This is a genomic window from Mesorhizobium kowhaii (assembly GCF_003253745.1).
Taxonomy (GTDB): Bacteria; Pseudomonadota; Alphaproteobacteria; order Rhizobiales; family Rhizobiaceae; genus Mesorhizobium; species Mesorhizobium kowhaii.
In genome coordinates, this window is the sequence record NZ_MZXV01000037.1 from 83085 (window position 1) to 92714 (window position 9630).

At 59.2% G+C, this 9630-nt stretch carries 10 protein-coding genes; 4 read left to right on the forward strand and 6 right to left on the reverse strand.

Going from position 1 to position 9630, the window contains the following annotated elements:
- Positions 1-408: 408 nt before the first annotated feature.
- The 3 genes from B5V02_RS18470 to B5V02_RS18480 all read right to left on the reverse strand — a co-directional run bounded on the left by B5V02_RS18470 (position 409) and on the right by B5V02_RS18480 (position 3770).
- Positions 409-1713 (reverse strand): lysine N(6)-hydroxylase/L-ornithine N(5)-oxygenase family protein, encoded by a 1305-nt coding sequence (locus B5V02_RS18470; RefSeq protein ID WP_111545574.1) that lies wholly within the window; start codon positions 1711-1713, stop codon positions 409-411.
- A gap of 596 nt (positions 1714-2309) precedes the next feature.
- Entirely contained in the window at positions 2310-2867 is a 558-nt protein-coding gene (locus B5V02_RS41655) for a hypothetical protein (RefSeq protein ID WP_245445985.1), read from the reverse strand.
- 36 nt (positions 2868-2903) lie between these two features.
- Positions 2904-3770, reverse strand: coding sequence for a radical SAM/SPASM domain-containing protein (locus B5V02_RS18480; protein WP_167458551.1), 867 nt, complete (start codon positions 3768-3770; stop codon positions 2904-2906).
- Positions 3771-4997: 1227 nt separating this feature from the next.
- Between B5V02_RS18480 and B5V02_RS18485 the strand changes: the two genes are divergently transcribed.
- From B5V02_RS18485 to pyrE, 4 genes are all read left to right on the forward strand, one after another.
- A complete protein-coding gene (locus B5V02_RS18485; RefSeq protein WP_111545577.1) occupies positions 4998-5783 on the forward strand; it encodes an acetoacetate decarboxylase in 786 nt (261 codons plus the stop codon).
- Positions 5767-5988, forward strand: coding sequence for a hypothetical protein (locus tag B5V02_RS18490; protein WP_111545578.1), 222 nt, complete (start codon positions 5767-5769; stop codon positions 5986-5988). The genes B5V02_RS18485 and B5V02_RS18490 overlap by 17 nt, the downstream gene beginning before the upstream one ends.
- Positions 5989-6009: 21 nt before the next feature.
- A complete protein-coding gene (locus B5V02_RS41120) occupies positions 6010-6189 on the forward strand; it encodes a hypothetical protein (protein ID WP_208647103.1) in 180 nt (59 codons plus the stop codon).
- A gap of 194 nt (positions 6190-6383) precedes the next feature.
- Positions 6384-6980, forward strand: coding sequence for an orotate phosphoribosyltransferase (pyrE, locus tag B5V02_RS18500; protein ID WP_111545579.1), 597 nt, complete (start codon positions 6384-6386; stop codon positions 6978-6980).
- A gap of 899 nt (positions 6981-7879) precedes the next feature.
- Here the strand turns inward: pyrE and B5V02_RS18510 are convergent.
- The 3 genes from B5V02_RS18510 to B5V02_RS18520 form a co-directional block, all read right to left on the reverse strand.
- Complete coding sequence (locus B5V02_RS18510; RefSeq protein WP_342633867.1) at positions 7880-8299, reverse strand: universal stress protein; 420 nt, start codon at positions 8297-8299, stop codon at positions 7880-7882.
- Positions 8300-8353: 54 nt separating this feature from the next.
- Positions 8354-9142, reverse strand: coding sequence for a response regulator transcription factor (locus tag B5V02_RS18515; protein WP_111545591.1), 789 nt, complete (start codon positions 9140-9142; stop codon positions 8354-8356).
- A 25-nt stretch (positions 9143-9167) separates the two neighbouring features.
- Positions 9168-9630 (reverse strand): NifX-associated nitrogen fixation protein (locus B5V02_RS18520; RefSeq protein ID WP_111545592.1); only part of this gene is annotated, 463 nt, incomplete at its 5' end.

Consider the following 9630-nt stretch of genomic DNA (forward strand, 5'->3'; position numbering starts at 1 on the left):
TTCGGGTTGGGCGATCAGGGCGGGCACTTCGGCAGCATGAGCTCCACCGATGCTGCAAAACCGGGTGTTGTCCGCGGAATTTCGGCGCTAGACTGCCCATGTCAAGCTCAGCCGGGTCCAGGGGTTCGCTTACCTCACCCGGTCCAGCCCGGACACGCGTCAACCGGAACCCTCCGCTGACGATCGACTCAAACATGGTCGCCAAGGCCACTGCGCTCTTTCGGGTGAGCGACCTGGGAAGGTCTTGGTGGGCGTAGAGGAAGTGCACGCCCGCGGAATAATGCGATGTGCCGCTGAGTCCAAAGATCCGTTCTGTCGGCATGGTTGCGGAGAAGGCTCCGGCCTCGGCTAATGCGAAGGCGGACATCATTCCTTGGATGCTACCGCCGCTGATCAGTAATCGACGAGTCATATCCCGCTACCCATCTCTTCGGCCACCGAGTCGGCCCAGCTCTCGATGGAAATAGCGCTGATGAAGCCGGGATGCTCGGGGTTCGCCTGCGGCGGGCGCCCCAGAAGGCTGTCGAGGATGCGGCGCGCTCGCCAGGCCAGCAGGCTTAGATTTGGATCAGCCAGCCCGCGCTGCCTGAGGGTCGCGTTTTGTACGAAGATGCGCCTGTCACGCGGTCCGTCCCAGCACACCGAAAAATCTTCGCGAATAACCAATTCGTTATCGATCTTTTCCAGCCGGTCCGCCATGGGTTCCAAGAAGCCTGGCAGCGCGTTCTGGTAACCGGTGGCCAGGATGACGATGTCGGCCGTGACTTCTTCGACCTCCCTCATACCGTGCTGCAGGGTCAGCCTGTGGCCCGCGCCGGCGTTGTTGCAGTGCGAAACAGTGCAGCCCGGCAGCAGTGTGATTTCGCATAGGTTTGGCTCTAGAAACGCGTGGCGGTATAGCGCCTGATAGATCGCGCGCAACGTGCTTTCCGAAATGCCGTCCGAAGCAAGCATGAAGCGCCGCAGGAACCGCTTGCGCTGCGACTCGCTCATTGCCGCGAAACGATCCGAAAAGCAGGGCATGAACAACTCGTTCGTGAACGGGCTGTTGTCGATGGGCAGGTAGTTTTCGCGCTGCGAGACCCAAGTGATCGAGGCAGGCCGCCGTTCTTTTGGCAGGCCGACAAAGTGTAACAGCACCTCGGCTCCTGACTGTCCCCCGCCAACCACGCAGACCTGTTTGTTGTGCACCTCAGGATGGATGTTCAGTAAATCCGATGAGTGGAACAGGTTGCGTCCTGTCCAGCCCTGAAACTGAGGCGGAATATGCGCCTGCTTGCCAATGCCGACCACGACGTTTCTGGCGTCGAGAACCGCGTTATCCGTCCGCACCTGAAACTCGCCGTCAAAGCGGATTTCGCGGACCGTCTCGCCGCCGCGGACAAGCGGGTTCCTGTGGAAGGCCCAGTTCAGGTATTGCTCGAACTCAGCTCTGAGCACTGCCTCGAACTGTGCATTCAAGAAGTGGTACAGACGTCCCTTCTCGTGCAGATAGTTTACGAAAGTGTAGGCTGACCGCGGATTCACCAGCGTGACCAAATCCTTGAAGTGGCTGACCTGGAGCTCCGAGGAATCGAATGCGCTGCCTGGGTGCCAGCGGAAGTCGACTTGCCGATCCAAGAACAGTGCGCCTCGCCCAGTTTGCTCGTGTATCTGACACGCAAGGCTCAAATTGGACGGCCCAGCACCCACTCCAATGCAAGAGAGCTCCACTTGTCTTGCTCCTATAGGTGTTTCCCCACTAGGCGACGTTCGAGGCGAATATCGGCCACTGGGCTTACGCTCCATGCGGGCATTCTCGATCTCGGTGCCGCTGGATTTGCTAGGGTTTGTCCCCGCGTTCGTGTGGTCGGCTGTGAGCCCATGGATCCCAGCATAGTGATGAGATCGACACTCATGCCGGCGACTTGTGGGGCGTGGGCGGGATCGACTTATCTCCGCCCGCTTCCATAGTCGCGTCTCTTTCAGCGAGATGCTTTCCAACCTTATTCTGTGTTTTAATCGGGCGCAGTCGCCTACCTCCACGATGCGCCGACCTTTGACCGGCTTGGGGATCGCGAGGGCGCGGTCTCGAGTGCGGCGACAGCATTTTTCCGTGAGCCTGACCATAGGAGGACATCCGCTGATGTGTTCGGAAGATCCCCTGCATCGAACGTGCCAGACGGAAATTATCATGAAAGCAATGGTTAGCGGGTTTGTGATCCTGTCGGGTATCCGACATTGAGGGGGAAACCTTGCGCCGGCGGCCGATTTTCGCGTCGCCGTCCTCTTGCCGGTAGCCGGTAGCTTATAGAGCAGCTCCGCATCGTTTATGGACTGTGGGGCGGAAAACGGCTCTTGCCACCTTCTCTCGGCGCGAATCTGAAAAGACGCCTTCGGAAGCCGGGCCTCCAGGAGGTCTCTCCCGTCTTGCGGGAAATGGAGGCGAGATCCGGATACTTCTTCACATTACTCGAGACGCAGAATCCAGCTAATGACGGCCACACAACTATGTCGAGGCCGTGTGCCCCATCCTGCAGCACCACGAGCCTGACAGTGCTCGCGACTGGCGAGGCGCATTCGGTCCGCAGCTTTGTCGAGGCTGTCTTCAGGCGGGTCGGGAAGAAGATATTCTTGGAAGCGAGGGTGTTGGCGAGTTGGGCCGCGAACGCAGGAATAACCAGGCGCTGATCCAAGTAGACAAACGTTCCTTCGGGCCAATCCAGTTTGACCTGCTGATCGGTGATGCCTCCAAGGCGGCCATCAAGCTCGATTGGAAGCCGACGACCACTTTCGATGAGCTCGCCTCGTAAATGATCGAGGCCAACTCCCGCGCGTACGGCATCACGCTCGCGTGATGCGAAGAACGCAATGATTTCGCCGGGCATTTGCAGTCCAAAGCAGCAATCGTCGGCCCGCCTCTCTCAGGGGGTCGACCGGCACCCAGTCAGCACCCGATCGTTTGGATCGGCAAATTCACACATCCTACAGAGCAGAAAACCATCCGCTCCGTTCATGCGATCGACGATTTCGCAAAAAACTGGGCTTTTAAAGAGATCGCCGTATTCGTCGCATAGAAGGTTGCCGAGTACGTGACGCCGCTCATGATCCATGGAGCAGAGAGTAACCTCGCCGTTTGGAAGGAGAACATTCCGATACTGTCGTTCGTCCACGCATATCAGCGCTCCGACGACTGGCTGCCGTGGTTCTACAATCTTAGGATCTACACTTCCACCCCTGCTGCTCACCGGTCGCGCGCGAACTAGGGCTTCGGCAGGAATAATGTTGGCGATATCGGGATGGGCCTCGCCCAAAACCACGAACCGAATTGATGGGATGTCGGCGTCGACGAGTTGACCAACCAAATTGCGATACTTGTCTCCGACAAGGCGGCTATTCATATAGGCGCCATCATCAAAAACATGAACCACGAATACCCCCAACCGCAGCGCCTGCAAGCGTTGTAGATCCCGCCCCTTCATTCCCACAAGCGTCGTGAAAATCCTGATGCAGTGGCCTTTGGCGGAAGCGTGCTCGACCATTTCCGTGCAATCCGGATTGAGCCATGGCTCAGAATACCCGGCAAAACTAATGTCGACGGAGGTTGGTACGCGCGCCAGACAGCGCTTGAAATCTCCAAGACTAAGATGCTTCGTATCAGATACTTTTCTTTGCCGGTCAGCGAACTTGTCCCGCGGACAATATGAACATCCCACGATGCATCCTGTGGTCGTCGTTATCTCCAAAACTCTGCCGGCTGGGATAGCAGAGCGCAGTTCCGGTAAAATCATTCGTTGTGACTCCCACTCGTCTGATCATGCATAACGTCCAGCATGGTGTCTTTGGCTTCATGACACCGACGGTCAAGACGTTCCGAATGAACCAAGCCATCTCCGCCTGGGCAGCAGTCAACAGCCGGCTTCCTCAATCTGCCGAGCGGCCCATCAAAGAACTTTGGGCGCACCAGCGCGGCAGGGCGGCGCAACCGCAATGTCGCGCGTCAGCCATTGCCAAAGGTGTAGCCGTGACCGTTGAGCGGGCGCGCCGCCGAGATGTCGTAGCAGACCATCAATCGTCTCGCGCGTTCTCATGCGATCAGCCCCCACTCAATATTGCCGCATCTCCAGCAAAGGCCGTGCCAACGCGCTTAGCCGCAGCAACTGCATGAGTAGGCTTCGAGAAACCTCACGCGCCCAAGGCTGACGGTTGTCTTAGACCAGACATGTTTTTTGTCGCTGTCAGCTTTTGGACATGCATCACTCATCGTCAGACGCTTGACCACAGACTTGCCTGTCTCCCCTGCGGTAGTGTTGGCGTCGGCTCATCATCTAGCATCATTTCGACGCCGGCTGTGTGCGCGGAAGATCTACACGACCTGACCACCGCGTGCAGCGATTGCCTGCCGGCTCATAGCTGATCTTTTCTCCTGAAGCCGGCGATGAGGGCAGGCCGTCGAGTGCGTGCTGCCGGATGCTGCGTATGCTGTTTCGCTAGACTGGGGACACCGCGTCACCTCCATATTTCGCGATAGAGGTTTGGTGGCGTCGCAGGCCTTCCTGCTACATCACCGCAGTGCTCGGGAATTCGTATCTGATCAGCGTGAGGCGAAGACCTTCTCGCTCGACTGGCTCGCCGAGGCCGTCTGTCCTGCGGGCCTCGAACGATTTCTCATTTGGCATGGCGCATGCGCGTCAATCCGCAAACCCCGTCATGAGGAGCAAATCGGAGCTGGCCGCCAGTCCACCTCCTCCTACCACGAGGGCAGACGGGAAGCAGCGCTTCAAAATGAGGAACAAAATCAATTTACCTCGAATGTTGCCTCTCGACCACAACCGGAGCCATGGAACCGCGTCCGCGACCATCGCCAATGAGCGCGCCCCAAGGCAATTGCCCAGCGCAAAATTGGCTACGCGCGACTACGCCACGCATCCCTTACGAGGCAAGCACCCCGGATAGCCTCGCCGCCATCATGCAGACCGATCTAAGTCCACTTGATCCAGCACAAAGGAATTTCAAACATGCACCAAGATACCGTCCGTGGAAGAGCTTTCGCCATGCCCCTGACCAGCCCGGCCTTCCCGGCCGGCCCATATCGCTTCCGCAACCGGGAGTATCTGATCATCACATATCGCACCGATCCGCAGAAACTGCGCGACCTTGTGCCGGAGCCGCTTCAGGTGTGCGAGCCTCTGGTCAAATTCGAGTTCATTCGCATGCCGGACTCGACGGGCTTCGGCGATTACACGGAAGGCGGACAGGTCATCCCTGTCTCCTTCTGTGGCCGCAGGGGGAGCTACACCCACTGCATGTTTCTCGACGACCATCCGCCGATAGCGGGCGGACGCGAGTTGTGGGGCTTTCCCAAGAAGCTCGCTGGCCCAACGCTCCGAACGGAGACGGATACCCTTGTTGGCACGCTGGACTACGGGCCTGTCCGCGTCGCGACGGGTACCATGGGCTACAAGCACCGAGCCGCCGACCTCGCGAGGGTGAGGACCTCGCTCGCTGAACCGAACTTCCTCCTCAAAATCATCCCGCATGTCGACGGCACGCCGCGCATCTGCGAACTCGTGGAATACCACTTGGAGGAAATCAATCTGCAGGGCGCCTGGACCGGCCCGGCAGCCCTGAACCTTTGGTCACACGCGCTAGCCCCAGTCGCCGAGCTGCCGGTGCTGGAAGTCGTTTCGGCGGTTCACATCGTCGCCGATCTCACGCTCGCGCTCGGGAAGGTCGTCCACGATTACCTCGCGGAAGCCGAGCCTCGCTATCGGAAGGGAAGAATCCATGAACTTTCAGAATGAGATCTTATCGAACCAGCTCGCCGACGGAGCCGGTGGTCAGCTTCTCGACAAGGTGGCGCTGATCACCAAGCCGCGAGCGGGGTCGGCAAGGGATAGCGCGGTTCGCCCGCAAGGGAGCAAGAGTAGTCCGCGGATCTTGATCACAGCGAAGTCCAACAACGGCGTCCGGGATCGATCGATTGACAAGAAATGGTTGCCAGCGTGATGGGCAGGTGGAAAGCGGCTGATGCAGACGATCGAAACCTTCGGGCGCCTCCATGTCCTGGTCAGCAACGCCGGCGTCCAGAACGTTGCGCCGCTTGTCGAGTTCTGCCAGGCACTTTCCGCCCGTGATAGTCTCCATGTCACGGTGTCGGCGAACTCAATGCCACCAAAATCAGTGTCCCTCAAAGAGACGGCCCAGTAGCCAAGGCCAGCCGTAGCGAAGCCCGTGATCACGCTTTAGGCACCCAATCACGATAATGGAAAAATCTGCGCGAAACGGTCGCACCGGTATTGACATTAATTGACACACCCCGCGAACACTTGCATAAGCCACGTAGCGGTAGTGACTAGGTGCATGCCGCACCCAATTTTTTCCCTAGGGGCGAGGTCTGATCTATGGCGGCACTGGCGAAATTCAGACCAGTTGATTCCGGCCAACACGACAAGGACGAACTCCGCGAGATTGTCCGTGAGCGCTCTTTTCGATTCGGACGCTACATGCTCTCGTCGGGCATAGAGAGCGACATCTATTTCAATATGAAGCCTACCATGATGGTGGCGCGAGGCGCGCAACTTGCCGCTCTTGAGTTCCTAAAAATAGCTGAGCAAGTGAAAGCAGAGTACGTCGGCGGCCTTGAAATGGGAGCGGTCCCCGTAATCGGATCGATGGCGGCTGTCAGCTCGGTGATGAACAAACCCATAAACACGATATTCGTTCGCAAAGCTCCAAAGTCCCATGGCACAAGGGACGTGATTGAAGGTCTTGGGCCTAAAGAAGATCTCGAGGGAAAAGTGGTCCTGATCGTTGACGACGTTGCCACAAGCGGCAATTCGATATTGAAGGCGATTGAAGAGGTTCGCCGCGTCGGCGGCATTGTGGGTGACGCTGCTTGCCTCGTGGACCGTGACGAGGGAGCTACGGCGCTGCTCGCCCAACATGGCGTCACGCTGCACTCCGTACTGCATGCGAGCGAATTTGTGGAACGCCACTGACAATCTCATACAACGTCTTTCCGGCGACCTAGCGTTAGAGGACATTCCGCCGCTTTGCTGCGAGTGCAGGCACCTCGCGAGTAAGAGCGATTGCCCTTGCCCATCCTCCCTGCTTTTGGTGCAACATTTGCTCGCTGCCGTTCACCAGCGGCTTGATGCCATTGACTACCTCTCAGAGCAAGGCGCCATAAGACTGAAGGCTTTTACCGATTATCTGGCGGCGGTCGTTCGAATAGCTTCAGAGAGCGGCGACGAGGCACCCTGGGTTGATCTAGCAACCCGGTTTAACGCTCTTTTCGGTCCCGAGGAAGTTGCCCATTAATCTCGCGCTTAGCGCTTTTTCGTGGAACGAGCAGCCTCGCAAATGAGTCATCGATGCCAGCGGCGTGCCGGCGCACATGCGAGCGTAAAAGCGCCGAGCAGCCGGTGCTGAATCTCGGACGTGACGACGCCGATTGGCGCGAAGCGCGTTGGCTCAGGGCCCTCGTGCCCAAGCTGGGTGCGTTCCCATTCCGCGGCATCATGCTCGCGATCCCGTATGTACCGTGCTCAAAAGCGAGCCCGAGCGAACCGCCTAGGGTTGCGGATTTAGACAATCGTTGGTGGAGTTGACTGGCGAACCGGCGCGTTCGGCCTTCAGTTGGACGACCGGCTGAGGTGCCAACGAAACGGTATTGGCGAAGCCACGCTGGAGTATGCCTTCACTGGGGTCGCGTCCCTGCACCTGCTGCAGCGCAGCGTTAGCGAAGCCGCTCGCGAGCGCTCCCTCATAGCGCTGAGCGGGCGAGCGGCTTCGGGGCGGGCGGCTTCGCGCCGCCGCGATTTCTCTCCCGATGATATGAATAGGTCACCCAGGAGGGGTAAAGCTTCGAATAACGTGGGTGCAACTCCGGAACCAGTCAGCGCGCCAAAAACAGCGGCAATGTCGGCTTCTCAACTATCCATCGCGTCACACCGCCAAAGAGCCGCTCACGCAGCCGACGGCTGCCATAAGCGCCGATGACTATCATGTCGGCAGAAATGTCGGTTGCGTGCTGCGCAAGCACCGTGGCCGCCGGCTTGCCTGCACTTGGCAGCAGATCAATCGACACCCGAGCACCGTGCCGAGTGAGATGGGCAGCGATGTCGGCTCCAGGCTCCGCGCTATTCCCGTTATAGTTCGCCTTCGGATCGACCAGGGCAACACGAACTTCCTCAGCAGCGCATAAGAGACCCAGCGCTTCCCGAACCGCACGGGACGCCTCGGGTCGCGAATCCCAACCGACCAGGACGCGCCGTGGCCACAGGGTCGCCTTAGGGCCGTTCGGCACAATAAGCACCGGTTTTCCCGTATCGAACAGCGCGAGAGTGGGAGTGCCACCCCGGCACTTGATTCAGTCGTCCCGCTTCTCGAGCGAGTAGCCGGCCGACCTCACGGTGCGAATGACGCTGCCGGGCGAAGCTGACTTCAGGGCTTTTCTTATCCGGCTGATATGGACATCAACGGTGCGTGGACCGACATGGACGTTGTCGGGCCAGGCTCTGCGGATAAGCTCATCCCGGCTGAAGACCGTGCCGGGAGCTTCAATCATAAGGCGCAGCACGTTGAACTCGATGAGTCCGAGGTGAATGTCGTGGCCATTGCCGCGAATCCGCCGGGCATCCACCTTCATCTCGAGGCCGCCACAGGTGAGCCAGCCGCCGTTTTCAAGACCATTTGCGCCCCGCTTCGGCAGCGCCAGCCTCGCCCGTAGACAGTCGAGGAGCTTGGCCGGGTCGATCGGCCGCACAAAGATCTCGTCAATGCCAGCTTTCAGGAGATCGAGGTGCTGGTCCTCGGCGCCGCGCGCGATCAGGGCAATAACGGGCAGGTCGGCCGTCCGCGGCTCCTCCTTGAGGCGGGCGCAGATTGTGGCTCCCGTCGCGCTTGCTGGCACGCAGTCCAGCACGACGGCGTGGAACTCCCGTTGTTCGGCCAATACAAATGCTTCCTTCGCGCAGCCTGCCTGCTCACTCGCGAAGATGTCCGCCTCCAGAATGTGGCTATAATTCAGATAGAACTCCGCATCTTGCGAACAGATCAGGACGAGTGGCTTCATCGGCGCTACCCCAAGAGCCCCCTCATCGACCTGGCCCGCCTCGGCTTCCGTGGGCTGGCTATCGCGCTCGCTCAAGATTGTCATGGCCCCCTTGCTCGAACCTGCTTCATCACGCACGCGCCACCTCGGGATAGGTCTCGATGGTAGCGATTGCGTCGTCGACCAGTTTCGTACCGGCCTCGGCGAGTTTCCGGTACGTCTCGAAGCCGAACCGGTGGACATCGCGAAGGGTCTTCGACAGAGCCACCAAGCGCCCGGACGCGAACAGCACGCGCCCGAAGCCTTCATGGCTCAGCTCCATGATAGGCGATGCCATCAGCCCGCAGCGCTCCTCGATCGCAAGCCCAACAGCGCTGTAAAACATGTCGAGCCTCCACAGCACGTCCGGATCGGGATCGCCGATGATCGGGATTGCACGGCGCTGTTCCTTACTGATGATGAAGGAGGCCAGCAGCTCGGGGTCCGCTTTGCCTTCCCACGCTCCGTAGGAGTCCTGAGCACGGATTAGCCGCACGAGGCATTTCAGGAACGGGCTGGCAAGCGCCACCTGATCCTCGGCGACAGCAGGGCTA

Coding starts and splice junctions, on each gene's coding strand:
- pyrE (WP_111545579.1), top strand. CDS start 6,384: ATGGCGGCACTGGCGAAATTCAGACCAGTTGATTCCGGCCAACACGAC.
- B5V02_RS18485 (WP_111545577.1), top strand. CDS start 4,998: ATGCACCAAGATACCGTCCGTGGAAGAGCTTTCGCCATGCCCCTGACC.
- B5V02_RS41655 (WP_245445985.1), bottom strand. CDS start 2,867: ATGCCCGGCGAAATCATTGCGTTCTTCGCATCACGCGAGCGTGATGCC.
- B5V02_RS41120 (WP_208647103.1), top strand. CDS start 6,010: ATGCAGACGATCGAAACCTTCGGGCGCCTCCATGTCCTGGTCAGCAAC.
- B5V02_RS18490 (WP_111545578.1), top strand. CDS start 5,767: ATGAACTTTCAGAATGAGATCTTATCGAACCAGCTCGCCGACGGAGCC.
- B5V02_RS18480 (WP_167458551.1), bottom strand. CDS start 3,770: ATGATTTTACCGGAACTGCGCTCTGCTATCCCAGCCGGCAGAGTTTTG.
- B5V02_RS18515 (WP_111545591.1), bottom strand. CDS start 9,142: ATGACAATCTTGAGCGAGCGCGATAGCCAGCCCACGGAAGCCGAGGCG.